This is a genomic window from Gilvimarinus algae (assembly GCF_030518215.1).
GTDB classification, from domain to species: Bacteria; Pseudomonadota; Gammaproteobacteria; order Pseudomonadales; family Cellvibrionaceae; genus Gilvimarinus; species Gilvimarinus algae.
Window position 1 is genome coordinate 415,373 of the sequence record NZ_JAULRT010000062.1, and the last position, 24,235, is coordinate 439,607.

The following is a 24,235-nucleotide window of genomic DNA, read 5'->3' on the forward strand; positions in this document are numbered from 1 at the left end:
CCCTGGGCCGCTTTAGCTCTGAGGACATACAAACACATGGCAAAACGCGATTATTACGACGTACTGGGGGTGTCAAAAGACGCCTCGGCGCAGGATTTGAAAAAAGCCTACCGCCGGGTCGCCATGAAACACCACCCGGACCGCAACCCCGGCGACAAAGAAGCAGAGGACAAGTTTAAGGAGGCAAGTGAGGCCTACGAAGTTCTCGCCGACGAGCAAAAACGCGCCGCCTATGATCAATTTGGTCACGCGGGCGTGGATGGCAGTGCCGGAATGGGCGGCGGTGCTGGCGCCGGTGGGTTTGGTAACTTCAGCGATATCTTTGGCGATGTGTTTGGCGATATTTTCGGTGGCGCTGGCGGCCGTGGTCGTCGCGGCGGACCGGCCCGCGGTTCGGATCTGCGTTACACCCTGGATTTGTCTCTGGAAGACGCGGTACGCGGCGCACAGGTTCAGATTAAAGTGCCGACACTGGTGCACTGCGATACCTGTGACGGCTCGGGCGCCAAGCCCGGTAGCAAGCCTGTCAGCTGTTCGACCTGCGGCGGCATAGGTCAGGTGCGCATGCAGCAGGGCTTTTTCTCGGTTCAGCAAACCTGTCCCAGCTGTCACGGACGCGGCACCATTATTTCCGATCCCTGTGGCAGTTGTCACGGCCAGGGGCGCGTAGAAGAAACCAAAACCCTGTCGGTGAAAGTGCCGCCAGGCGTGGATACCGGTGATCGCATTCGCCTGTCCGGTGAGGGCGAGGCGGGGATGGAAGGCGGCCCGGCGGGCGATCTCTACGTGCAGATCAACGTCAAAGAACACAAGATTTTCACCCGCGACGGACGCGACCTGTACTGCGAGGTACCCATTGATTTTGTCCAGGCCTCTTTAGGCGGTGAGATTGAAGTGCCGACCCTGGACGGGCGCGTCAAACTCAAGGTGCCTGCTGAGACGCAAACCGGCAAGCTCTTTCGCCTGCGCGGTAAGGGCGTTACTCCTGTGCGTGGCGGCGCCGCTGGCGATTTGCTTTGCCGGGTAGTGTTGGAAACCCCAGTGAATCTGACCAACAAGCAAAAAGATTTGCTCAAGCAGTTTGCTGACACCATGAAAGAGGGCAAAAACTCGCCGCGTCAGAAAAGCTGGTTTGACGGCATGAAAAACTTTTTTGGTGATATGAAAATTTAGTCGTCTGTGTAGGAATAAAGCCCCGGTGTCGCAAAGGCGCCGGGGCTTTTTTATGCCCGGAATTTATGTCCGTGTGCCTTTTATCAGCAGCCATAAGGTAAACGTCAATTCGCCGATAAAAGATAGCACCAGTACCGGGAATACCAACCCGGAGAGCGCAGGCGCAAGCAAGAGAGTTACCGAGTTGAGTAAATAGGCGCAACCGGCCAGGGCCATAAGTACGCCGATGAACTTAGGAAATTCTGCTGAGTGAAACAGTAGCCAACCGTAGGCCAGACAGGCGAGCCCGAAGAAAATCAGGGCAATGCCAAAGCCGTAATCGTGCAGATGAATCCATTGCATGACCTCAGTCGCTACAGCCTTGACCTCGGCAGGGCTGGCGCTATCCAGCAGCAGGAGCGGCATAATCAAGGTGAGCTTATTGGCGCCAGCAATGGCGGTTTGAATCACATTGGCAATCAAAGCCATGCAGGCTAGGGTTCTATTCACCGGGCTCAGCAGGTGAAACAGGGCTATCATGACCACTATATCTAAAGAGTGCATTAGTAAATCGCCGGCAATCGAAAGACGCCAAGCCGATTGTTCAGCGAGCAAATTCGCTGCTGTGGCCGCGGCGTTGGTGTAGTCGATCAGAGGGCCGCGTAACAACAATTGCCCGGTTACGCCAAACACGATAATCAATAAATAGCAGGCACCGGCAAGGCGAGCGAGCTGCCGACGCTCTGTTGGACTTTGGCTATGGGGGGAAGGGGCGGCTTGCATCGTCTAGGTGCTCCCAAGGTTTCGAGCCAGTATGACGCTGAGAACGCTTGATAAGATGCACCGGGAAAGCCCTTGGCTGAATTCTCCGCTTGGCTCCAATCTATGTAAAGAAGTGCCAACTTCTGCCAAGTCTGATCCTTGGGGGGATGGGGTTTTCGGGGCAGCTTGCTATACTCCCGGAGTTTTCAGCGTGCTTGGCAATGCCCGCTAAACGCGTTACAGTAATTGCATATAAAAAGACAATTATATATAAAATTTATGAGAATGCCGTGCCCCTGTTATGCCATTGCGGTGCGGCCAGACCCAATGGAGACCCACAATGAAAATGATCAAAGGCCCCGCGCTGTTTCTGGCCCAGTTCGCTGGGGACGAAGCGCCGTTTAACTCTCTGGAAAATATCGCCAAATGGGCGGGCAGTCTCGGCTTCCGCGGCATTCAGATGCCCTCCTGGGACAAGCGCCTGTTTGATCTCGAGCGCGCCGCCGAGGATCTGGATTACTGCAAAGAGGTCACCGAGACCTTGGGCAAATACGGTCTTGAGCTGACCGAGCTGTCCACTCACCTGCAGGGTCAGTTGGTCGCTGTGCACCCTGCCTACGATGAAATGTTTGATATCTTTGCCCCCGAGCATCTGCACGGCAAGCCCGACGAGCGTCAGAAGTGGGCGGTGGATCAGCTTTACCTGGCGGCCAAGGCGAGCAAAAACTTTGGCCTGAAGGCCCACGCAACTTTCTCCGGCGCGCTTTTGTGGCCCTTTGTGTACCCCTGGCCGCAGCGCCCACAAGGGCTGGTGGAGACCGGTTTTGCGGAGCTGGCCAAGCGCTGGAAGCCGATCCTGGATGCCTTTGACGAGGTGGGTGTGGACGTGTGTTACGAGCTGCACCCCGGTGAGGACCTGCACGACGGTGTGACCTTCGAGCGCTTTTTGAAAGAAGTGGATAACCACCCGCGCGCTAACATTCTCTATGATCCCAGCCACTTTATTCTTCAGCAGCTGGATTACCTGGCGTTTATCGATCGCTATCACGATCGCATCAAAATGTTCCATGTCAAAGATGCCGAGTTCAACCCCACCGCCCAGCAGGGTGTCTATGGCGGTTACGAGGGTTGGGTAGAGCGCGCCGGTCGCTTCCGTTCGCTGGGCGATGGACAGGTGGACTTTAAGGGCATTTTCTCCAAGCTCACCCAGTACAACTACGACGGCTGGGCCGTGATCGAGTGGGAATGCTGCATGAAGCACCCCGAAGCCGGCGCCGAAGAGGGCTCGCGCTTTGTCTCCGAGCATATTATTCGCATCACCGAAAAAGCCTTTGATGACTTTGCCGGTGGCGAAGCCGACGAAGCCAGCAACCGCCGCATTCTCGGCTTGGGAGGCAAGTAATGGCTGCACCGCGTATTCGCTTAGGTATGGTCGGCGGGGGCCGCGGCGCGTTTATCGGCGCCGTGCACCGCATCGCCTCACGTATTGATGACAAGTACGAGCTGGTGGCTGGAGCGCTGTCGTCCAACCCGGAAAACGCCAAGCTCTCGGCCGAGGATTTACTGATCGCGCCGGATCGTGCCTACCACTCCTACGAAGAGATGTTCAAGGCCGAGGCCGCCCGCGAGGACGGTATTGAAGCAGTGGCGATTGTGACGCCCAACCACATGCACTTTCCGGTGGCCAAGGCCGCGCTTGAAGCGGGCATCAATGTGATTTGCGACAAGCCCGTGACGCGCACTCTGGAAGAGGCGCTGGAGCTTGAGCAGCTGGTGAAAAACACCGACGCCTTTTTTGCCCTGACGCACAATTACAGTGGTTACCCGCTGGTGCGCTACGCGCGCGAAATGGTCGCGCGTGGCGATCTGGGCAATATCCGTATTGTGCAGGTGGAATACCCGCAGGAGTGGTTGACCGAAGCTCAGGGCGATGACAATAAGCAGGCGTCCTGGCGCACTGATCCGGCGCGTTCCGGCGCCGCAGGTTGCCTGGGGGATATCGGCACTCACGCGTTTCAGCTGGCGCGCTTTATCAGTGGGCAAAAGGTGACTTCGGTGTGTGCTGATTTAACGGCGTTCGTGCCGGGCCGCCCGGTGGACGATAACGTCCACGTCATGATGCGCTTTGAAGGCGGCGCCAAGGGCATGCTCTGGACCAGCCAGGTGGCACCGGGCTGCGAAAACGGTTTGCGTATTCGCATCTACGGTGACAAAGCCGGTTTGTCCTGGGCGCAGGAAAACCCCAACGAAATGTGGTTTACCCCACTGGGTGCGCCTCAGCAGCGCATTACCCGCCGCGATGACTACTGGGACAGCGAATTTGCCGTGCGCGGTATCCGTATTCCCTTTGGCCACCCGGAGGGTTACCTCGAAGCGTTTGCCACCATCTACAAAGACGTGGCCGATGTCCTCCAGGCCAAACGTGAAGGGAAAACTGTGGATATCGAAAGCTGGATTCCCGGCATCGATACCGGGGTTGAAGGCCTCAAGTTTATTACAGCGGTCATTGCGTCGTCAGAGGCAGACAGTCGCTGGACCCCTTTGAGTTAAACCGTAATCAAGCCCCGCTCTGAAAGGGCGGGGCACTAACAATAATTAGAGGATAACCAGCTATGAATAATGCCGCACTGGATGCCAATGGGCTCCACCGTTCTCGCCTGTTTGCGGGTGCCTGTTTGGCGCTCTTTCCTACCGCTTTTTCCTTTGCCCTGGTAGGTGGGATACTGGGGCAGTTAAAGTCCGAGTTTATTCTCACTAATGCCGATGTGGGCACCATTGGTGGTGCCGTGCTCTGGGGTATGGCACTGTCGTTGATTGCCATTGCGCCTTTTTTGGAAAAGGTGGGTCTTAAATTCGCCGCAGTCGGCGCCTTTTTCGGTCATTTGATCGGGGTGACTTTACTGCTTGCCGCCTTCTTTTACGCTGGCAGCCCCTCGGGTTACTGGGTGCTGTTTTTGGGCGCTATTTCCCTAGGTATCGGTAATGGCCTTATCGAAGCGACGGGCAACCCTATGACGGCGGCTCTTTTCCCGGAGCGCAAAACCGTTAAGCTGAATCACTTCCACGCCTTTTTCCCCGGCGGTATGGTGGTAGGCTCTCTGCTGGGTTGGGCAATGTTCAAAATCGGCAGTGTGGGCGGCATTGATCTGGGTCATTGGACCGCGCATATTGCCATTATCTACATCCCTATTATTGGCTACGGCATTATGTTGCTGCCGTTAAAATTCCCCAAAACCGAGACGGCCGAAGCTGGTGTGCCGGTTAAGGAAATTCTGCTTTACATCATTACCCACCCGGTGGTGTTGCTGCTGATCGTGATTAAAATGATCACCCTGTCGCTTGAGCTTGGCCCCATGCGTTGGATTCCCGATGTACTCACCAATGCCGGCATGGACGGTATGTTGGTGTTTGCCTGGCTCACGGGTTTGATGGCGGTACTGCGCTTGTTTGCCGGTCCCGTGGTGGAGCGCTTGGCGCCGACGGGTATTTTGTTCTGTGCGGCACTGTTAACCGGTTCGGGCCTGATTTTGTTCTCGTTGTTTGAAACCGGCGCTTTCAAGTTAATGTTTGCCGCTACCGTATTCGCATTTGGTGTGGCCTTCTTCTTCCCCACTATGGTGGGTTTAATGAGCGAGCGTTTTCCCAAAGCCGGTTCTGTTGGAATTGTGTTAATGATCGGTATGGGTATGGCCGCCTCCGGTACTCTGCAGGGCCAGATGGGTGGCATCGCCGACCGCTATATGCCTGATGCCTTGGATCAGCAGCGCACAGTACAGATTCTGGAGCAGGTGGAAGATCGCTTCCCGGGCTACGTCGAGCAGGCCGAAGCAGCAGTTGGTGATCTCGATGCCATGGCGGCATTGGGGTACCGCACGCAGGATGCACAGACCGTTTATGAAAACAACGCCGCCGCTCTCGCCTATTACCGGGAAAACGGTGAATTGGATGGACCTCTGACCGGTAACGCCTTACGAGCCCTGACCTCTTCGGGTTTGCCGCAAGAGCAGGCGCTGATTGGTGAGGCGGGTGCCATACTGAGCCCTGCCGATAACTATGGCGGTCGTATGGCATTTCGCTGGGTAGCGCCCGTTGCCTTGATTGTGGCACTGTTTTTTGGACTGATGTTCCTGCGCGATCGCAAACAAGGTGGTTATCGAGCGGTTAAGCTAGGCTCAGAAAGCTCGAACAACAGCGCGGCTTAACGCTATAGCCTCTGAGTAGTAAATTAAAAAAGGGAGTGCAATCGCACTCCCTTTTTTATTTCAGTAAGAGATCGCGGCGACGGAGCAAGAGACTACAGAGAAGTAGAAAAAAGCCCCGTTTAATAAGCAGGGCTTTGCTGGCGACTACCTTCCTGCGCTTATCGCGTGCCGTAGACCACCATCGTTTTGCCTTTCACATCGACCAATCCCTGTTCTTCCAGCGTTTTCAAAACGCGCCCGACCATCTCTCGTGAGCAACCGACAATACGGCCAATCTCCTGACGTGTAATTTTGATTTGCATACCGTCGGGGTGGGTCATGGCGTCGGGCTCTTTGCACAAATCAAGAAGAGTGCGCGCGACGCGACCGGTGACATCCAGAAAAGCGAGATCGCCCACTTTGCGGGTGGTTTTGCGCAGGCGCCGTGCCATTTGCGTGCTCAGAGCAAAGAGAAATTCCGGGTGATCTTCGGCGACTTCCTGAAACTTTCCGTAGCTGATTTCCGCCACTTCACATTCAGATTTTGCGCGAACCCAGGCGCTGCGTGAATCCTGTGTGTCGAACAGACCCATCTCGCCGAAAAAATCGCCATCGTTCAGGTAGGCAACAATCATTTCCCGGCCTTCGTCGTCTTCAATCAGGACGGTGACAGAACCTTTGACGATGTAGTAAAGCGAATCGCTTTTATCGCCAGCGTAGATGATGGTGCTTTTGGCGGGGTAGCGGCGGCGATGACAATGACCTAAAAAATCATCGACGTTCTTAATGTGCGGTGTTAGTGAGACGGCGACCAAAGTGCGGCTCCTACCAGTATGTTGCGGAAAATTAAGGTGGCTCATTATGCCGTGATTTACCAAGGCTGCCAAATTACAAGCATTGAGCTTGCCATGTTTGTGACTCAGTTATTACAGTATAACCACAAGGCCAGCCGACGCCATGAATCATTAGTTGAATTCAACGACAAGTTCTGCCGGTTGCCGGATTGTGGTAGGCTTGGCGCCGCCGGCGGTGCCGCGCGTATCACACTGAAAAGAGGCGAGACAATGCAAGCGACAGTCAAGTGGGTGGATGGTGCACAGTTTCTGGGTGAATCTGGCAGCGGCCACAGCGTTGTAATGGACGGGCCAGCGGATCACGGCGGCCGTAACACCGGTATCCGGCCAATGGAAATGTTGCTCTTGGGCCTCGGCGGCTGCTCCAGCTTCGATGTGGTGAGTATTCTGCAGAAAACCCGTCAGCAGGTCACAGACTGCCGGGTAGAGATTACCGCCGAGCGCGCCGATGCTGTACCGGCTGTGTTCACCCGTATTCATCTACACTTTGTGGTCAGCGGTACTGAGCTCAAAGACAAGCAGGTTGCCCGTGCGGTAGAGTTATCAGCGACCAAATATTGCTCGGCCTCCATTATGTTGGAAGGGGCGGGTGTAAAAATTACACACGATTATGAGATTTCCGACAAGACGTAGCGGCAACTGCACCACTTGCAAGACAAGCGGAGTGGTTAAGGGGCTTTAAAGGTAGTAACTCGCTACGGTCATGGCTTTGGAGCTTAGGGTCATGACCGCCTTGACCGGCGCTGGGAAGCGCATGCCTCCGGCTTCCAGCGCAGAATGTGCGTGGCGGGCTTCATCTTCCAGCATTTGCATCACGATTACCCGGGATTTATTGTCGCCCGCCGGCAGGCTTTTCAGGTGCGACTCCAGGTGTTTGCACACCTGCTCTTCCGTGGCCGCGACAAAGCCCAGGCTCACCCGGTCACTGATCAGCCCTGCGGTGGCGCCGATCGCAAAGGAGGCGCTGTACCACAGCGGGTTGAGGTAACTGCTATGACTGCCCAGCTCATCCAGGCGCGTTTGGCACCAGCGCAGGTGATCCTCTTCCTCTTCGGCCGCTTCGCGCATTTGCTCGCGCACCTGCGGCAGCTTTGCAGTCAGTGCCTGGCCTTCATAAAGCGCCTGAGCGCAGACTTCGCCCGCGTGGTTAACTCGCATTAGGCCCGCTGCGTGGCGTCTTTCCCGGGCATCGAGCTCCGGCTCTTCGAGGTTGTCGCCAGGGGAGGGTCTGTGGCTCACCGGCCGGCTGCCAGCCATCGCCTGAAGGGTTTTATCCGCTTTGAGGATCAGCTGATCAATCAGTGAGTAGTGGCGTGTGCTCATAACATCTCCCAGGCTCGGTTCACTCGGTTGGAGCTGTGTTGCAATCGTTGCTGACAGTATACGCTAGTTGGTCGCAATGGCGCCGCGCGCCTCGACAATGGCTTTGAGCTCGCGGGAAAACGGTTCGGCCAACGCCCGATGGTCTTTGTGCAGCAGCGGCTGGGCGTAGACGGTACCGAGCTTGCCGTTATCGAACACCTGCCCGCTGAGGCTGGCTTTGCGGGCTGCCGCTCTGAACAGTAGCTGCGGGCCTATGCAGTGGGTCAGCCGGCCAAAAGCCAGCATGCGCAGGGCGGTCTGCTCGCTATTGACGGTAAAGGCCGCGGGGGCCTGGTCGGGGTAGAGGGTCTTGATTTTCTCCAGCCAGAAGCGGCTGGAATAGTTGCTGTCCACGTAGCAGATAACGTGCTTACTACTGGCCAGATCTTCCAGCGTTAAGGCTTTCTCTTCGCGGCTCCATACGTTGACAGAGCTTGAGCCAACCACCACGTTGACGGGCACCAGCTCTGCGGTCTCCTGTGGCTCCAGTGTCTCCACGGCGCGGGCGCACTCACCGTCGCTAACCCCGGATACGGCCTCGGCCAGGGAGCGCTTGGCTGGTTTATGGGTCATGCTGAACTGGTAGCCCAGCGCGGCAAAGGCGTCGCGGTAGTAGCTGTGCAGGCGCTGGATTTCTGGCAGATCCTGGGGCAGGGAGCAGGTAAAGTGGATGCCCTTTTCCTTCTCATCCTGGGCCAGCACCTGGCCGGGCAACCCCAGTAGCAGCACAAGTGGCAATATCAGCGCTCGGTAGTTCACCGCGAGATCCATGTCCGTAAAAAGGCGAAGTGTAGCCGGTATCGGCACGGCCTCCAAGGTCAGTTGCGCCTTTGCCGCAACACTGGCAGGATTGGCCAACCCATCGCAGAGGACAGCCAGTGCAGGATACATCCGATATCAATCAGATTATGGATGCGAGCATTCCGCTCGTGGTCATGGAAACCTTCGAGGAAAAAAAGGCCGAGGAGATGCTGCTCAATGTGGCGCGCACGCGGTTTGCCAAACTGGCCCGCTGGAGTATCACCGACGGCTTGAGCACGCTCACCTTTGGCCCGCAGCTCGCCCCCACCGAAACCAAATTCAATGAGCCGGTGGAGCTCTTGCGTCATATCAAGGCCTCACACGAGGCCTGCATTTATCTATTGTGCGATTTTCACCCGTATTTGACCGATCAGCCGGAGATTGTCCGGCTGATTAAGGACATCGCTCTCAACCACCTGGCGGTGCCAAACACATTGGTGTTTATCAGTCACCGTTTGCAGCTGCCCAAGGAGCTGTCGCGCTACGCCAGTGGCTTTTCCATGCCCCTGCCGAGCGACGACCGGATTTTGGATCTGGTGCGCGACGAGGCCAAGCGCTGGTCGCAAAAACACGGCGATACCCGCATCAAGACCGACAATGTCACCCTGAAAAAGCTGGTGGCCACTTTGCAGGGGCTCAGCGTCAGTGATGTGCGCCGGCTGGTGCGCTCGGCCATTTGGGACGACGGCGCCATATCGGCCGAGGATCTGCCGCGCATCAACCGCAGCAAGTTCCAGATGCTGGATCTTGAGGGTATTGTCAGCTTTGAAAACGAGGTGGACGATTTTGCCAATGTCGGCGGGCTGGCCAATCTCAAGCGCTGGCTCACCAATCGCCGTGAGGCGTTCGTGCAGGAGAACTCAACCCTGGACCGGCCCAAGGGCATATTGCTACTGGGGGTGCAGGGTGGTGGTAAATCGCTCGCCGCCAAAGCCGTGGCCGGCATGTGGGGGCTGGCACTGCTGCGCCTGGATATGGCGGCGCTCTACAACAAATACATCGGCGAGACCGAGCGCAATCTGCGCGAAGCCTTGCAGCTGGCCGATGCCATGTCTCCTTGCGTACTCTGGATGGATGAAATTGAAAAGGCCATGAGTCAGGACGGCGCCGATAACGGCACGGCCCAGCGTCTGCTCGGTACTCTGCTGACCTGGATGGCCGAGCGCCCAAGCCGGGTGTTTATTGTCGCTACCAGCAACGACATCAGCCGCTTGCCGCCGGAGCTGATTCGCAAGGGCCGACTGGATGAAATCTTCTTTGTCGATCTGCCCGATGCCGCAGTGCGTCAGGACATTTTTGCCATCCATTTGCGCAAGCGCGGTTATGAGCCGGCCCAGTTTGATCTTGAGGCTTTGGCCCGTGCGAGCGAGGGCTTTAACGGGGCGGAAATTGAGCAGGCTATTATCGCGTCTGTCTATCACGCCCAGGCCGAGGCTTTGGCCATGGACACCCCGCTCTTGTTGTCCGAGTGTTCGGCCACCAGTCCGCTGTCGGTGGTGATGGCTGAGCAAATCGCTCGCCTGCGCCAGTGGGCCAGCGAACGCACGGTGCCGGCATGAGCCGCCTCGCTGCGTGGGCTTTTTGGTCGAGGTTTTGCTGGGCGCTGATGTTACTGACACTGAGCGCCTGCTCCGATTCACCAAGGCTCGATTATCTGCCCGCCGATGCCCGCCTTTTGGCTTTTGGCGACAGCCTCACCCGCGGCACGGGCGCTGAGGTAGAGCAGAGCTATCCCGCGCACTTGTCCCGGCTGATTGATCGTCAGGTGATCAACGAGGGCATCCCCGGAGAAGTCTCGGCCGAGGGTTTAGCGCGCCTGCCCGGGGTGCTCGACCGGGTGCAGCCGGATTTACTGCTGCTCTGTCACGGGGGCAACGACATACTGCGCTCGCTGGACGAGGTGCAGCTTGCGCAAAACCTCCAGGCGATGATTGATCTGGCCCTTGCCAGGGGGATCGACGTTGTCTTGATCCCCGTGCCCAAGCGTTCGCTGCTGCTTCGGGCTGAGCCGCTCTATCGTCAACTCGCCGAGCGCAATCAGTTGCCACTGGCACCGGATATTGTCGCCGATGTGCTGGGCGAGGCCAGCTTGCGCTCGGATCGTATTCACCCCAATGGTGAAGGTTACGGCAAAATCGCCGCGGCGCTGGCCGAGCTTTTGGCCGAGCGCGGCGCTCTGTAGTCCTGAGCCTTTTGGCGCGCCATTCATTATTTTCGCCTATCTGTCGTACGCCAAAGGTGGGACTGTCGCACAGCAGACGTCGTAATTTGCCGCGCCAGACGCTGCAATGGGCTCGGTGACAACAGGAGAACACGGCATGAACGAGCCAACAGAAAAAACCAATGAATCCGACGCCCTGGGGCTGAGCGTTAGTTTGACCGAGGGTATAGAGTGCTTTTTTGATGTGGGCGAGCACATCATCCATGTCTGGGGCTCGGCCTGGAGCGGCCGGGAAACCGTGAGCGTGGACGGTCAGGTGGTCAGCGATACCCGCAATCTCACCCGACTCAGTGCGTGCCACAGGTTCGAGGTCGACGGTATCGCCTACCACGCCATTTTTAAAACTGAGTCCATACTGCGCGGCCATTACGCCGTCGAGCTCTATCGGGGCGAGCAGCTGATTGATACGGACAGTGGTTGCTACCCCGCTTTTAAAAGCCCTCTGCTCGCCGGACCCAAACGCTTGCTGCTGTGGCTGGTTGGCCTGTTTGCGGCGGGCTTTGTCTTTGGCATCCTCGGCGCCTGGATGGGCGGAGGTGGTGTATGAACCTGGACGGCAATTTGGTTCGCTACCAGCGCCAGGGCAGGGGATGGACGCAGCAGCAGTTGGCCGATGTCGCCGCACTTAGCCTGCGTACTGTGCAGCGGGTAGAAAATCAGGGTATAGGGTCCCACGAGACCGTCTCTTCGCTCTGCGCTGTTCTTACGCTTGAGCGCGAGCAGCTGCTGGCACCATCGCGCCGGCTTGAGCAGCAGCAGCGCCAGCAGTGGCGGGTGCTGGCGCTGATGGCGGCGGCCCTGCTGCTCGGGGTGGGTATCGGTGTGGCGGGGACGCTCGCGCTCTTTTAATGTAATGGCAAATTCGCTTGCAGCTTCGACCAATGTGTATTAGTGTATTAATACACATTGTGTGGGGCGGGCTGTATACCAACCCTTGAAGACCTCATTAAGCAAGAAGACACAAAAGCAACAAGGAGCACACATGCAATCCATTCCTTTGGCCGAGGGGCGGCCTGAAGAGCCCCAACAATCGCTGCCGCGAGCCGGGCGCGCTTCCGGTTGGCTGGCCGTTATGGCCCTGGTGTACCTGGTGGCCACCTTCGCCTACTTTATCTGTTTTGGTATTTACACCGCAGTGACGCAGCCGGGCTTGCCCCAGGGTGAGGTTGAAGCTTTGATCACCCAACACGGCCAGAGTCTGGATGGACTGGCCGGCATGTATATGGTGCAGTTTCTTTTCCTGATGCCGCTGATTCTGTTGATTTCCCACTTTAGCCAGCAGTCCTGGCGCGAAACCCTGGCGCTTAAGCCCGTCGCCCTGCGCACAATCGGTTTCTGGATGGCGATTTGGGCGCTCTATCAGGCGTTTGCCATTGCCCTACACCTGTGGGTGGATATCCCGGAAGACCCGTTTGTGCAAATGATGACCGGTTCGCGTCATTTACTGGTGTCACTGGTTGTGGTGCTACTGGCACCGGTACTGGAGGAGCTGGTGTTTCGCGGCTATCTCTTCAAAGCCTGGCGCCATAGCTGGCTCGGTTTTTCCGGTACCTTATTGCTGACCAGCCTGTTGTTTTTGCTGTTGCATGTCGGGCAGTACAACCCGCTGGTGCTGGGTCAGTTATTTGCCTTCGCGCTGATACTGGGTTTTGCCCGTGAGAAGACCGGCTCGTTGATCACCCCCTGGGTTTTGCATTTGGCGAACAACCTGTTTGCCACAGTGATGATCACTTACCTGGGGTTAGGAGCATGACAGCGCAGCAACCGTCTTTGATGTGCCCGGTGGAAGTGTCGAATTTGCAGCGCCAGCTCGATGGTCAGACTGTGCTCAATAACATTTCGTTAAACGTGCGCGGCGGTGATGTGGTCGGCCTGTTGGGAAAAAACGGCTCGGGTAAAACCACTTTGCTGGAAACCATGCTCGGGTTTGGTTTTCCCGCTTTTGGCGAGAGCTTGCTCTGGGGCGAAAGGGCCACCGAATTAAGCGGCGCGACCAAGCAGCGTGTCGGCTATGTACCGCAGCGCGATGAATTGCCGGGTGAGCTGACGCCCCAACAGCTGTTTAACTTGTACCGTCAGTTGCGTCCGCGCTGGAATCAGGCATTGGTCGAGCGGCTGATGCCCGAGTGGGAGCTGTCACAGACCAAGCGCATTCGCCGAATGTCCGAAGGGCAAAAGCAAAAGTTGGCTATTGTGCTCGCTGTGGCTCACAATCCGGATTTACTGGTACTGGATGAGCCTGTTGCCTCGCTCGACCCTATTGCCCGGCGGCAATTCTTTCAGCAGTTAATGGACTACGCCTGCCGCGACAACTGCGCGATTATTTTTTCATCGCACATTGTGTCGGACATGGAGCGCATTGTGAATCGGGTGTGGTGTCTGGAAAACGGCCAGCTTACCTGCGATAGCGAGCTTGACCAGCTCTACGAGAGTGTGGTGCGAATCGACTATTCCGGCCAGATCCCACAATCTCAGCTGGCCGAGCTTACAGGTCTTTTGCACAGCGAGACGAACCGCGCCGGCGGTCAGCTCGTATTGGCCGAGTGGACGCCGCAGCGAGCAAAAGAGCTAGAAGTACTCGGGCTTGTGGATATCCGCGTAAGTGCTCTGGGGCTCGAGGATATTTTCCTCTACTGGCACGGAGGCGCTCATGGTCGCTAATGTTAACGGCTATTTGGCTCTCGCCCGCTATTTGTTTGTGCCGCTCATGGCGTGGCGCATTCTTATTGTGGTCGCCACGGTGTTGACGCTTGCCGTGAGCGTTTATTTTCAATCCCGCGGCGCGGGTAATGCGATTCATACCGGCCTTGTGCTGATCGCTGTGAGCATCAGCCTGGGCGCCATGGTATTACCCGTTCGGATACGCGAGTTATTGGCATCGCGCGTATTTGTGTTGGCGGCGCCGAGCGCGCGTATGTTGATTGTGCTGAGTGCATTTGCCCTGGCGATGTGGGTGCTTCTGGTAACCGCCCTGGTCGTCAAGGGCGCCACCTTGGAGGGCTTGCGGATCGCGGCATTAGTGTGGGCGCTGGTCAGCATTGCAGCCGCTGCCGCCATTGTGTTTCCGGTAGCCTTTTTTATTGTCGGCTGGGCCGTTTTTTTTGCCCTGACCCGCGAACCTGTGCAGGCCGGTGTGACCATCGTTTACGCCGGCCTGCCGGATCTTGCGCTTTTTGCACTCGCTCTGACTATTGGCGCGTTGGCCTGGATCGGGTTGCATCGTGTGGCACTTGCCGGGCGTATCACGCGCAACGCCTTTTCAGTCAAAAACCTGAAAGGTCAGGGCAGTGGCCCGGCCTTTACCCTGTTTTCGCGTATTCGCTTAGGGTCGGGTGAGTTTGAGCGCTTTAGCAAAACCGCCTTGCTGTCTGCCCATCCCACGCTGGCTGTATTCTTGGCGACCTGTGCGGCCATAGTGGTATGTTTTTTAATTCTGGCGCTCTTGAGTCTAGGCGGTGATAAACCCTTTTCACCCTTGCCGAGTGACGAAAGTTTTGTCTCAAACGTGATCTATCTGTTTTTGTTTTCCTCCACCATGGTGGTGGTGATGGTTATGAATGTCGTGCGGCGGCTTCGCAGCCTGTGGTTGCTGCTCCCGGGTGACCGGAAGGCGTTGATCACGCATCTTGAGCGGGTGTTGTTGCGAATGATTCCAGTGGTGATCCTGCCTGTCTCTTTACTTTATTTGGGCCCGGTGTTTTTCGGTGAGCTGGCCTGGCAGAAAGTTGTTGAGGTGGTGGTGGTCAGCGCCGTGTTAACGGTGTTGTCAGGCTATTGGTTTTTATTCGTCTACGGCAGCGACAGTGTCTGGAGCGGCCTTGGCAGCTTGATATTGATACTGGTGTTCAGCGTGTTTGTTCTGTTTAGTGGTGCCAGCGAGGTTGCCCATCCCGCGCTATGGTGCGGGGTGATCGTGGGCTTGGCGCTCAGCCTCGTGCTGCGCCATAAAGTGCACCAGCGCTGGGCAAGGATGGATTTTACTGCCTTGCCTACCGGCTGGCCACTCTAGGGCCTGTTAACACTAATTGAGTACAGCCTGTTGCACCTAGAAATTCGCCAATTAAGGCGCGAGGAGAGAAGTTTGGTGGTTCCAAATGAACGACAAGCAAAGCTTACCGCATCCTGCTCTCGCGCCTCACCTGCATCCATGCAGGCGACGCCCAGTGGCGGATTTTTAGGTGCAACCCGAAGGGCTGGAGCCAGTTTTGCCTCCAGCGTTGTTGCCGAGACCCAAAGCACTCGCTGCGCTCATGGGGCCAGCTTTCGCTTATTTGGAATGACCAAACTTCGCTCACGGCGCCTAGCTGGAAACAAAACTGGCTTCCAGCAGGCGTATTCAATTAGTGTTAACAGGCCCTAGGAGTTACCGTGTTTATTCTAAATCCCGGTTCGGGCATTCCAATATACCGACAATTGGTGGAGCAAATCCGGCGGTTGGTGGCGGGTGGCCAATTGCAGCCCGGCGACTGCCTGCCCTCGGTGCGCGAGCTGGCCAGCACCCACGCCGTCAACCCCATGACCATCTCCAAAGCGTACAACCAATTGGAAGCGGAGGGTATACTCGTGCGCAGGCGCGGCCGCCCCATGGAGGTGGCCGCCAGACCAACTCAGGCGGATACGCCGGGGCAACTGCTGGAGCCGCAACTGGATGAACTGATACAGGCGGCCAGGCAGTTGGGGGTGGAGGTGGACACCTTGCCCGAATTACTGGATGACTACCTGCGACAATTGCGAAAGGAGAAATCGTCTTGACGCTCGCAAGAACACAGTGGCTGTACCGGGCGGGCGCGCTCGTCTGGGTGTCCGTTTTCAGCGGTTTATTGTTTACCGGTTGTGACACAGCCAACCAGAGTTCCACCACCGAAACGCGCCTGCAAGCCTGCGAGCGCGAGCCGGGCGATTCGCCACCGGCGGTTAGCGGCGCAGAATGCGGCCGCTTTTCGGTACCTCTGGATCACGCCCGCGCCGATTCTGAACATATAGACATCGCCGTTAAGCGCTGGCCGTCCATCAGCGCTGTGCCCGAGCCCGATCCGATTTTCATCATTGCCGGCGGCCCCGGGCAATCGGCCATTGAGGTCTCGGATACTCTGGTGCAGGCCTTTTTTAACTTGCGCAAAGAGCGCGACATTGTCTTTGTCGATCAGCGCGGTACGGGCCAATCGGCCCCTTTGTATTGTTTAGAAGAGCAACCGGTGTCTCTGGCCGAGCCCATGCTCGCCTCGCACGCAAAAGTGTTGGAGAGTTTACGCCAGTGCGCGAGCGAGCACGCCTCGAAGGCGCCTTTTATGACCACGCCCTACGCGGTGGCTGACCTGGAGTTCGTGCGTGAGGCACTTGGTTATTCGCGTATCAACCTCTGGGCGGGCTCCTACGGTACTCGGGTGGCACTGGCCTACATGGGGGCGCACCCATCGGTGATCCGCAGCGCTGTGCTCGATGGCCTGGCCCCTGTGTCCCTGGCGCTGCCCAAAACCATGGGCGCCAGTGCTAACCGTGCCTTGGCCGAGGTAGCGCAGCAGTGCACGAGCGAGCCCGCGTGTGCGAGCCGCTACGGCGATCCCGCTGACAATGCCCGGCGAGTTGCCGAGCGGTTGGCGCAGGCGCCGGTGCGCATGACCATCGACGATCCGCTCACTTCTGAGCCGCGCGAGATATTGCTGGACGCGGAAAAATTTGCCAGCCTGGTGCGTCTGACGCTCTACGACCGCATACTGTCGCGCTTGTTGCCGCACTTGTTGGCGCGTGCCGAGGCGGGCGATTTTAGCTTGTTGGCCTCGGCCGTCAGCCAATTTATGGCCGCCGACAATCAGCCACGCATTGCCATGGGTATGCACTTTAGCGTGATCTGCAGCGAGGACATGCGCGCGGCACCCGCGCTTGAGCCAGCGTCTTTTCTCGGGGTGGATCTGGCCGACACCATGATTCAGGTGTGCGAATTCTGGCCCAGCGGCGAGCTGCCCGACCATTACTTTACGCCGGTGGCGGCCGATGCGCCCACGCTCTTGCTCTCGGGTGAGCGAGATCCGGTCACCCCGCCCGAGTGGGGCGAGCGGGTAGCAGAGCACTTATCCCAGGCGACGCATCTGGTGGCAAGCGGCGCTCACCACGGCGTGACCGTGCAGGGCTGCGCCAGCAAACTGCTGACGGAGTTTGTCCGGCATACGACACTGGAAGCGTCGCAGGCCGAATGCATTGACACCATCATCCCCATGCAGCCCTACCTGCAGGCCCAACCGGCACAGAGCACGGAGGCCAGCGAGTGATTGAGATAGAACAGATCAGTAAAACCTTTGGCACACTCCAGGCGCTGGACAAGGTGTCCATGACCATAGGCAACGGTGAAATTGTCGGCCTGCTCGGTTTAAACGGCGCGGGCAAATCCACGCTCATGCGTTTAATTTACGGGCTGCTGAACCCGGACAGCGGCCAGATTCATATCGATGGCGTACACGTGCAAAAGCAGCCGGAAAAGGCGCGCTCGCTGCTCGGTGTATTACCGGATAACGCCGGCCTGTACAAACGCCTGACCGCCCGTGAAAACATTGCCTACTTTGCCCGCTTGCAAGGCATGAGCGAGTGGGATATTCAAGTCAACACCGATGAACTGATCGACATACTCGGTATGGAGTCCATTGCCGAGCGCCACGCCGATGGTTTTTCTCTCGGTGAGCGCATGAAAACCGCCCTGGCGCGCGCCATTGTCCATCGCCCTGGCCACATATTGCTGGATGAGCCCACCAACGGACTGGATGTGATTACCACCCGCGCGGTGCGCGCGCTCTTGCGCCAGCAAAAAGCCGAGGGGCGCTCGGTGCTGTTTTCCAGCCACTTGATGTACGAGGTAGAAAACCTCTGCGACCGGGTGTTGGTGATTGCAGGTGGCCGCCTGGTGGCAGGCGGCAGCGTGGAAGACGTTATTGCCGCTGCGGGCTGTGCGTCATTGGAAGACGCTTTTGTCAGCTTGTCGCAAAAGGAGGGCATCGCATGATCTGGAACAAACTCAGCGCCGTGTGGCGTAAAGAGCTGCGCGATGCCGTGCGCGATAAGCGCGCCATGAAGCTCGCGTTTTTGCCGCCGGTGTATATGGTGGTGTTTTTTGCCCTGGGCATCGGCCTTGCCATCCATTTTCAAAATCCGGAGGAGCGCGATATTGAGCTGGCCGTGGCCGGGCAGGATGAAGCATTGACGGCCTGGCTGGTGGAGAATCGCATCAGTATCAAGGAGGCGCCCAGCGACCCCTACGCCGCCATTGAGGCTGGCGAGCTGGACTACGCCCTGGTACTCGCCAGCGAGCCCGTGCCTCCAGGCAGCAAAGAGCCGCGCACCGCCACGCTGGTGTACAACGCCTCAAACCAAAAAGTGCACGGCGCCGTTGGCGAAGTGCGCAGTTTGCTTTACCGATATAACGCGGTGGAAGCGGCGGTGAATATTCTCGCCCGCGGGCTCAGTCCCAAGCTGGTGAATCCCATCGCTGTGCGCGAGGCGAATGTGGCCAGTGAGCAGCAAATGGGCGGTTTGATTCTCGGTGGTGTGCCGCTGCTGTTGCTGATGTGCGCCATGATGGGCAGTGTGGGGTTTGCTGCGGACATGACCGCCGGTGAGCGTGAACGAAAATCCCTGGAGTCTTTGCTACTCAATCCCGTGCCCTCGTTTGTGCTGATTGTGGGTAAATGGCTGGCAGCGGTGGCTCTGACGTTGGCGGTGATTTCGCTGTGTCAGCTTCTGTTGTTTATCGCGCTCTACTTTCTGCCGTTTAACGAAATCGGCTTGCGGGTGTCTGTGGGGCTGTACGCCATGGTGGGTATTTTTGTTGCGCTGGTACCGGTGGCTTTTATCGCAGCCGCCTTGCAACTGGCGCTCGGGATTCTCTCGCGCTCGTTTAAAGACGCACAGACCTATATGGGTTTTTTAATCATCTTGCCCATGGTGCCTTTCTTTGTGATTGTCACCAATCCCGGGCTCTATGAGTCCTGGCACCTTTGGGTGCCGTTGCTCGGCCATCAAACCGTGCTCAAAAATCTGCTGTTGGGTGAGGCCATACCGCTGATGGCCTACCCGGCATTCTGGCTCAGTGCGCTGCCGGTCAGCGCTTTGGCATTATGGTTGGCCGCGCGGCAAATTCGCCGCGCCAAGGTGATTTATGGATAAGCTTAAAAGACTTGTGTGGTGGCTATTGCTCGCCGCCTGCATATCAACAGCGGGCTGCTATTACCTGCAAACGGCCGATACGCCCATGGCCACTCGCTTCTACGAGCGCGCCAGTGGTTACTCGCCGAGCACTGCGGTGCCTAGCGAGCGCGCGCAGGATTTGCTGGTGCTTTTGCCGGGCATGGGCGATGGTATCGAGCGGTTTGAAAAGGAGGGTTTGATACGCCAGTTGGCGCAGGCGGATCTGCCGGTAGATGCCGTAGCGGTAAACGCGCACTTTGGCTATTACCGTTCGCGCCAACTGCTGGAGCGGTTGAGTGAAGATGTTTTGCAGCCGGCCAAAGCGCTGGGATATGAGCGTATCCACCTGGCCGGTGTGTCCCTGGGAGGCTTTGGCGGTCTGTTATACTGGCGCTATGGTGAGCAGCACCCGACGCTTGCTACAGACATCAGCAGCCTGCTCTTGCTCACGCCCTATGTGGGCGAGCCTGAGTATTACCAGCATCGCCTGAACGGCGGGCCAGCCCAGGCTGTCGGCGAGGAGAAAAACCTTTGGCCCTGGCTGGAGAGTCTGCCGGCAGGCGCCGGAGCCGACTGGTACCTCGGTATGGCCGAGAGCGACAAGTTTTACACGGCCAACCAAACCTTTGCCGCCTTTGTTCCGACAGAGCAGGTGGCCATCGTCGAGGGTGGCCACAATTGGGACTCCTGGCGCGCGCTCTGGCCACAATTACTTCAACACCTTAAACGCGAGCAATTTGCCTCGCCTGCGGAAAAGCCACGATGACAGAAAAGTTTGCACTCGAAGGCAGCGAATTTATTACCCTCAACAACCTGTTAAAAGTCGAGGGCTGGGTTGAAAGCGGCGCGGTTGCCAAGCAGGTGATCGACGCCGGCATGGTCAGCGTGGATGGCGCCATTGAAACTCGCAAGCGCTGCAAAATCATCGCCGGGCAGACGGTGTCTTTTAACGGCAACAGCATTTTAATTGTGGAGTAAGCCTGTGACTTTGCAGTGGTACCCAGGGCATATGCACAAAGCGCAAAAAGAAATGCGCGAAGTGCTGCCCAAGGTCGATATTGTGATTGAGGTGCTGGACGCGCGCATCCCCTTCAGCAGTGAAAACCCGATGATCGCCAGCATCCGGGGAGACAAGCCGGTGGTCAAAGTGCTCACCAAATCCGACCTGGCCGAACCGGACAACATTGCCCTGTGGCAAAACTACCTGGATGCTCAGCGCAACACCAAAACCCTCGCGGTTAGCACCCAGGAGCCTGCCCGCATTCACACCTTGCCGGATCTGTGTCGCAAACTCGCCCCCGAGAAAACCCGCGGCCTGAAAAAACTCAAAGCGATGATTTTGGGTATTCCCAATGTCGGTAAATCCACCTTGATCAACACCCTCGCCGGGCGCGCTGTGGCCAAAACCGGCAACGAGCCGGCGGTGACCAAACGCCAGCAAACTATCGATATTGACGAGCACTTTGTCCTATTGGACACACCGGGCATTCTCTGGCCCAAGCAGCAGGTCCACAATTGCAGCTATCGCCTGGCCTTCACCGGTGCCATCAAAGACACTGCCCTGGACTATGTAGACGTTGCTTTTTTCGGTGCCGATTACCTGCGCAAAGCCTATCCCGAGGCCCTGATTGAGCGCTACAACCTCAAAGAGCTGCCAGACTCCGAGCTCGAGGTGCTGGAGTTGATCGCCGCGCGCCGCGGCTGCCTGGGCGCCGGTGGGCGAGCGGATTTAAACAAAGTCTCGCAGTTGTTTGTCAACGATTTTCGTACTGGCAATCTGGGCCGCATCAGCCTGGAAACCCCGGAGGTGGTTGAGCGTGAAGTGGCCGAGGCCAAAGCCCTCGCCGAGAAAAAGGCGGAGCAAAAAGAGCTGGATAAGGCCGCCCGACGAAAAAGGCGGCGGAAAAACGCTTGAGTTTTGCGATTTCGAGTTGGGGTAAGGCCTAGTCTTGTGAAGTTAGTATGAAAGCTGCTATCCAAAGTGGAGTGGGACATTAAAAACGCTTTTGGTTCTAAGAGTTTAAGGCTGTTTAAACTCGTTCCTTACGGATTCATACGCTAAGAAGCGAGAGTCAGTGAGAGTCACCTGGTTATTATAGAAAGGAGCTTGAGTAATGAAACTTTCACACTACGACGGTGGATGCCAGTGCGGCGCTGTCAGCTATGAAGTAGACATGGATCTGGAAAATACCATTACTTGTAATTGTTCTCGCTGTCAGCGCATGGGTTTTGTGCTGGGGTTTGTACCTGCGGACCAGTTCAAGTTGACCTCTGGCGATGGGAGCTTAACGGAGTATCTTTTTAATAAAAACTCGATCCGTCACCTATGCTGCAGTGTCTGTGGTGTGGAGAGTTTTGCCTATGGAAATATGCCTGATGGTTCTTCGATGGTGGCTGTCAACGTCAACTGCCTAACAGGCGTGGACCCCAGAGCGCTGAAGAGCCAGCATGTCGATGGGAAGAGTTTTTAGTTGGACGGGCTTTAATATTTCATTTTTCCCTATGTCTACTGCAGTGGCGTAAAGGTGAGTCTAGACCGAGGCTGAACAAGCCTAAGAGGTCGTTAAGCGGGTAGACGCTGCCTGGAAAGCTATCTTTACTTAATCGGATTTGATTCCATGGGCGAGATCACATATCAAAGCTTTGCTCTCATCAACCCTGCCGACTTTTTGCCACTGCTAAACAGCTCTGTTACCAGAACTCATTTGATTGAACACCCGACGTTTGACGAGCGCGCGGTGCGGGAGTGGGTGAGCGGAAAATTGTCGGTGGACAATGCGCGTGGTTGCCGAGTTCGGGCGGTGGTGGTGGATGGTGAGTTGGCCGGTTGGTGCGGTATCCAATACGAGTCGGGCGCCTATGAGCTCGCCATAGTATTGGCGGAAAAGCATTGGGGCTTCGGCATAGCGGTATTTCGGGAGTTGATGGCTTGGGCTCGCGAGCTTGGCCACACAACTGTGTTGATTCACTTTTTACATACCCGCCGCGAATATCGGTTTTTACAAAAATTAGCCAAGGCTGTGTATCCAACGGAGATGTTGGGGAGTAAGTTCACTACTTACGAGCTGGCCGTTGACTAACGGCTTTTAACATCGAATACACCTGCCCGGCGGGTTCACAGTATCTCTATGCAAAATCTGGATAAACAAGTGGTCTCCCAGGCGCTGGCGTGGTTGCAATCCCAAGAGCCGGTTTGGCTGTGTACGGTGCTGGCGACTTTTGGCTCCTCGCCGCGCGAACCCGGATCGCTGTTTGTGGCCAGGGGCGATGGGCAGCACTTGGGGTCGCTCTCAGGTGGCTGTGTCGAAGAGGACTTTCTCGAGCAACTTTGCGCCGGACGTTTTGACAAGCCGGTAGAGCGCATTCGCTATGGCGCTGAGGGCAATATGGGCGGCAACCGCGTCACCTTACCCTGCGGCGGTAGCCTCAGCGTGCTAGTCGAGCGGCTGGCGCCGTCACCGGCCAATATCGAACACCTGCAAAGGGTATTGGCCACGCTGGATGGCCAAACCGTGAAAACGCGCCGGGTGATGCTCTCGCAGAAATCGGGTGGCGCCCAGTTGCTTGAAGATCAACGCCAGGGCGCCCGCGTGCACTTCGATCCGGCCGAGAACTTTGTGGACATTCGGGTGGGCCCGGTGTCGCGGCTGATTATCGCCGGGGTCTCCAGCGTTTCGGTTCTTTGCGCCGAATTTGCTTCGGCCATGGGCTTTGAGGTCATTGTCTGCGATCCGCGTGAGGAGGTCTGGACTCAGTTTGCGGTGCCTGGAGTGCGCATGGAAAAGGTGCTGCCCTCGGTGTATATCGCCGCGCCCGACGCTTGCCACCACGCCACTGCCATTGTCGGCTTAACTCACGACCCGCGCATCGATGATCTGGCGATGATCGAGGCGGTGCGCACTTCGGCGTTTTACATCGGTGTGATGGGCTCGCATAAAACCTCCAAGGCGCGCGCCGAGCGATTACAGCGTTCGGGCGGTTTATCCGCCGAGCAGGTGGCGCGGCTGCACATGCCCATTGGTTTGGCGCTCGGTAGTAAGACACCCGCAGAAATTGCCCTCGCGGTGATGGCGGATATTCTGCGGGTGCAGCGGGGTATCGCGCGCGATGCGCTGTGACTCGGATGGCGTTGTGGCGCTGGTCGTAGCGGCCGGCTATTCGCGCCGCTTCGGTAAGCAGGACAAGCGCGCCGCCCGGCTCGCCAATGGCAAGACGCTGCTTGCTGCTAGTCTTTCCTCCGTGGTTGACTGCTTCTCTCAATGGCGTTTGGTGCTGCGCGATGACGATCAGCCCAGCGCCCTCGGTCTGCCAGAAAACACCCCCGTGGTGGCTAGCGCGCGGGCGGCACAAGGGCAGGGCGCAAGTATGGGAGATGGCTTTGCGGCACTTTTGGCCGATGAGCAACTGAGCGAGTGTCACAGCGCTGCCGTGGTGCTCGGCGATATGCCTTTACTGAGCGTTAAGACGCTGCAGGCGTTGTGCGCCCAGGCCGGCCGCAGGGCCATAGTCCGGCCGATATACCTCGGCCAGCAGGGCCACCCGGTGCTTTTTGGTCGCGACTTTTGGGCCGAACTGGCCAGGCTCGATGGTGATAATGGCGCGCGGGCAGTGATAGAGCGTTACCGGGAGTACTACCGGGAAATCGCAGTGAGTGATGCCGGTGTGTGTACAGATGCGGATACGCCGGAAGATCTAAAGCTTCTTGGCTGGGATCACTGAGCGCGGCCCCG

General features: G+C 57.4%; 27 protein-coding genes. 23 read left to right on the plus strand and 4 right to left on the minus strand.

Going from position 1 to position 24,235, the window contains the following annotated elements; all coding sequences use genetic code 11:
* Window positions 1–36: 36 nt before the first annotated feature.
* Window positions 37–1,173: a molecular chaperone DnaJ gene (gene dnaJ, locus QWI16_RS16550; protein ID WP_302714819.1), complete on the plus strand. Its 1,137-nt coding sequence runs from the start codon at window positions 37–39 to the stop codon at window positions 1,171–1,173.
* A 63-nt stretch (window positions 1,174–1,236) separates the two neighbouring features.
* On the opposite strand, the gene QWI16_RS16555 is transcribed toward dnaJ, so the two are convergent.
* Entirely contained in the window at window positions 1,237–1,935 is a 699-nt protein-coding gene (locus QWI16_RS16555; protein ID WP_302714821.1) for a DUF4386 domain-containing protein, read from the minus strand.
* Window positions 1,936–2,254: 319 nt separating this feature from the next.
* Between QWI16_RS16555 and QWI16_RS16560 the strand changes: the two genes are divergently transcribed.
* The 3 genes from QWI16_RS16560 (at window position 2,255) to QWI16_RS16570 (ending at window position 6,116) form a co-directional block, all read left to right on the plus strand.
* Window positions 2,255–3,316 (plus strand): sugar phosphate isomerase/epimerase family protein, encoded by a 1,062-nt coding sequence (locus tag QWI16_RS16560; RefSeq protein ID WP_302714823.1) that lies wholly within the window; start codon window positions 2,255–2,257, stop codon window positions 3,314–3,316.
* Window positions 3,316–4,464 carry a Gfo/Idh/MocA family protein gene (locus tag QWI16_RS16565; protein ID WP_302714824.1) on the plus strand — a complete coding sequence of 383 codons (1,149 nt, stop codon included), beginning with the start codon at window positions 3,316–3,318 and terminating at the stop codon, window positions 4,462–4,464. Before QWI16_RS16560 ends, QWI16_RS16565 begins: the two co-directional genes overlap by 1 nt.
* A 62-nt stretch (window positions 4,465–4,526) precedes the next feature.
* Window positions 4,527–6,116 carry an MFS transporter gene (locus QWI16_RS16570; RefSeq protein ID WP_302714826.1) on the plus strand — a complete coding sequence of 530 codons (1,590 nt, stop codon included), beginning with the start codon at window positions 4,527–4,529 and terminating at the stop codon, window positions 6,114–6,116.
* Window positions 6,117–6,274: 158 nt separating this feature from the next.
* On the opposite strand, the gene crp is transcribed toward QWI16_RS16570, so the two are convergent.
* On the minus strand, window positions 6,275–6,910 hold the full coding sequence (gene crp, locus QWI16_RS16575; RefSeq protein WP_302714829.1) for a cAMP-activated global transcriptional regulator CRP: 636 nt from the start codon (window positions 6,908–6,910) through the stop codon (window positions 6,275–6,277).
* 249 nt (window positions 6,911–7,159) lie between these two features.
* Between crp and QWI16_RS16580 the strand changes: the two genes are divergently transcribed.
* Window positions 7,160–7,582, plus strand: a complete 423-nt coding sequence (locus QWI16_RS16580) for an OsmC family protein (RefSeq protein WP_302714831.1) — start codon at window positions 7,160–7,162, stop codon at window positions 7,580–7,582.
* Between the two features lie 45 nt (window positions 7,583–7,627).
* Here the strand turns inward: QWI16_RS16580 and coq7 are convergent, their stop codons facing one another.
* The gene (gene coq7, locus QWI16_RS16585) at window positions 7,628–8,272 is read right to left on the minus strand and encodes a 2-polyprenyl-3-methyl-6-methoxy-1,4-benzoquinone monooxygenase (RefSeq protein WP_302714833.1); all 645 of its coding nucleotides are present in this window, start codon (window positions 8,270–8,272) and stop codon (window positions 7,628–7,630) included.
* Window positions 8,273–8,335: 63 nt separating this feature from the next.
* Window positions 8,336–9,202, minus strand: a complete 867-nt coding sequence (locus QWI16_RS16590) for a hypothetical protein (RefSeq protein WP_302714836.1) — start codon at window positions 9,200–9,202, stop codon at window positions 8,336–8,338.
* On the opposite strand from QWI16_RS16590, the gene QWI16_RS16595 reads away from it, so the two are divergent.
* The 18 genes from QWI16_RS16595 (at window position 9,190) to QWI16_RS16680 (ending at window position 24,224) form a co-directional block, all read left to right on the plus strand.
* Window positions 9,190–10,671 carry an AAA family ATPase gene (locus QWI16_RS16595; RefSeq protein WP_302714838.1) on the plus strand — a complete coding sequence of 494 codons (1,482 nt, stop codon included), beginning with the start codon at window positions 9,190–9,192 and terminating at the stop codon, window positions 10,669–10,671. The two genes, QWI16_RS16590 and QWI16_RS16595, sit on opposite strands and share 13 nt — an antisense overlap.
* Entirely contained in the window at window positions 10,668–11,294 is a 627-nt protein-coding gene (locus QWI16_RS16600; RefSeq protein WP_302714839.1) for a GDSL-type esterase/lipase family protein, read from the plus strand. The genes QWI16_RS16595 and QWI16_RS16600 overlap by 4 nt, the downstream gene beginning before the upstream one ends.
* Before the next feature lie 136 nt (window positions 11,295–11,430).
* The gene (locus QWI16_RS16605; protein ID WP_302714841.1) at window positions 11,431–11,880 is read left to right on the plus strand and encodes a hypothetical protein; all 450 of its coding nucleotides are present in this window, start codon (window positions 11,431–11,433) and stop codon (window positions 11,878–11,880) included.
* Window positions 11,877–12,182, plus strand: coding sequence for a helix-turn-helix domain-containing protein (locus QWI16_RS16610; protein ID WP_302714843.1), 306 nt, complete (start codon window positions 11,877–11,879; stop codon window positions 12,180–12,182). The genes QWI16_RS16605 and QWI16_RS16610 overlap by 4 nt, the downstream gene beginning before the upstream one ends.
* A 133-nt stretch (window positions 12,183–12,315) precedes the next feature.
* Window positions 12,316–13,086 carry a CPBP family intramembrane glutamic endopeptidase gene (locus QWI16_RS16615; protein WP_302714845.1) on the plus strand — a complete coding sequence of 257 codons (771 nt, stop codon included), beginning with the start codon at window positions 12,316–12,318 and terminating at the stop codon, window positions 13,084–13,086.
* Window positions 13,083–13,994, plus strand: coding sequence for an ABC transporter ATP-binding protein (locus QWI16_RS16620; protein ID WP_302714847.1), 912 nt, complete (start codon window positions 13,083–13,085; stop codon window positions 13,992–13,994). The genes QWI16_RS16615 and QWI16_RS16620 overlap by 4 nt, the downstream gene beginning before the upstream one ends.
* Window positions 13,984–15,342 carry a hypothetical protein gene (locus tag QWI16_RS16625; protein WP_302714849.1) on the plus strand — a complete coding sequence of 453 codons (1,359 nt, stop codon included), beginning with the start codon at window positions 13,984–13,986 and terminating at the stop codon, window positions 15,340–15,342. Before QWI16_RS16620 ends, QWI16_RS16625 begins: the two co-directional genes overlap by 11 nt.
* A 359-nt stretch (window positions 15,343–15,701) precedes the next feature.
* Window positions 15,702–16,085, plus strand: coding sequence for a GntR family transcriptional regulator (locus QWI16_RS16630; protein ID WP_302714851.1), 384 nt, complete (start codon window positions 15,702–15,704; stop codon window positions 16,083–16,085).
* A complete protein-coding gene (locus QWI16_RS16635) occupies window positions 16,082–17,599 on the plus strand; it encodes an alpha/beta hydrolase (RefSeq protein WP_302714854.1) in 1,518 nt (505 codons plus the stop codon). The genes QWI16_RS16630 and QWI16_RS16635 overlap by 4 nt, the downstream gene beginning before the upstream one ends.
* On the plus strand, window positions 17,596–18,324 hold the full coding sequence (locus tag QWI16_RS16640; protein WP_302714856.1) for an ABC transporter ATP-binding protein: 729 nt from the start codon (window positions 17,596–17,598) through the stop codon (window positions 18,322–18,324). Before QWI16_RS16635 ends, QWI16_RS16640 begins: the two co-directional genes overlap by 4 nt.
* Window positions 18,321–19,484 carry an ABC transporter permease gene (locus QWI16_RS16645; protein ID WP_302714857.1) on the plus strand — a complete coding sequence of 388 codons (1,164 nt, stop codon included), beginning with the start codon at window positions 18,321–18,323 and terminating at the stop codon, window positions 19,482–19,484. Before QWI16_RS16640 ends, QWI16_RS16645 begins: the two co-directional genes overlap by 4 nt.
* The gene (locus tag QWI16_RS16650; RefSeq protein WP_302714859.1) at window positions 19,477–20,271 is read left to right on the plus strand and encodes a hypothetical protein; all 795 of its coding nucleotides are present in this window, start codon (window positions 19,477–19,479) and stop codon (window positions 20,269–20,271) included. The genes QWI16_RS16645 and QWI16_RS16650 overlap by 8 nt, the downstream gene beginning before the upstream one ends.
* Window positions 20,268–20,483, plus strand: a complete 216-nt coding sequence (gene ybcJ / locus QWI16_RS16655) for a ribosome-associated protein YbcJ (RefSeq protein WP_302714862.1) — start codon at window positions 20,268–20,270, stop codon at window positions 20,481–20,483. Before QWI16_RS16650 ends, ybcJ begins: the two co-directional genes overlap by 4 nt.
* A 4-nt stretch (window positions 20,484–20,487) precedes the next feature.
* The gene (ylqF, locus tag QWI16_RS16660; protein ID WP_302714864.1) at window positions 20,488–21,420 is read left to right on the plus strand and encodes a ribosome biogenesis GTPase YlqF; all 933 of its coding nucleotides are present in this window, start codon (window positions 20,488–20,490) and stop codon (window positions 21,418–21,420) included.
* Between the two features lie 199 nt (window positions 21,421–21,619).
* Window positions 21,620–21,976 (plus strand): GFA family protein, encoded by a 357-nt coding sequence (locus tag QWI16_RS16665; RefSeq protein ID WP_302714866.1) that lies wholly within the window; start codon window positions 21,620–21,622, stop codon window positions 21,974–21,976.
* Window positions 21,977–22,123: 147 nt separating this feature from the next.
* The gene (locus tag QWI16_RS16670; protein WP_302714868.1) at window positions 22,124–22,585 is read left to right on the plus strand and encodes a GNAT family N-acetyltransferase; all 462 of its coding nucleotides are present in this window, start codon (window positions 22,124–22,126) and stop codon (window positions 22,583–22,585) included.
* A 48-nt stretch (window positions 22,586–22,633) separates the two neighbouring features.
* On the plus strand, window positions 22,634–23,623 hold the full coding sequence (locus QWI16_RS16675; RefSeq protein ID WP_302714871.1) for an XdhC family protein: 990 nt from the start codon (window positions 22,634–22,636) through the stop codon (window positions 23,621–23,623).
* A 13-nt stretch (window positions 23,624–23,636) separates the two neighbouring features.
* Window positions 23,637–24,224 (plus strand): nucleotidyltransferase family protein, encoded by a 588-nt coding sequence (locus tag QWI16_RS16680; RefSeq protein WP_302714873.1) that lies wholly within the window; start codon window positions 23,637–23,639, stop codon window positions 24,222–24,224.
* The last annotated feature ends 11 nt before the right edge of the window (window positions 24,225–24,235 follow it).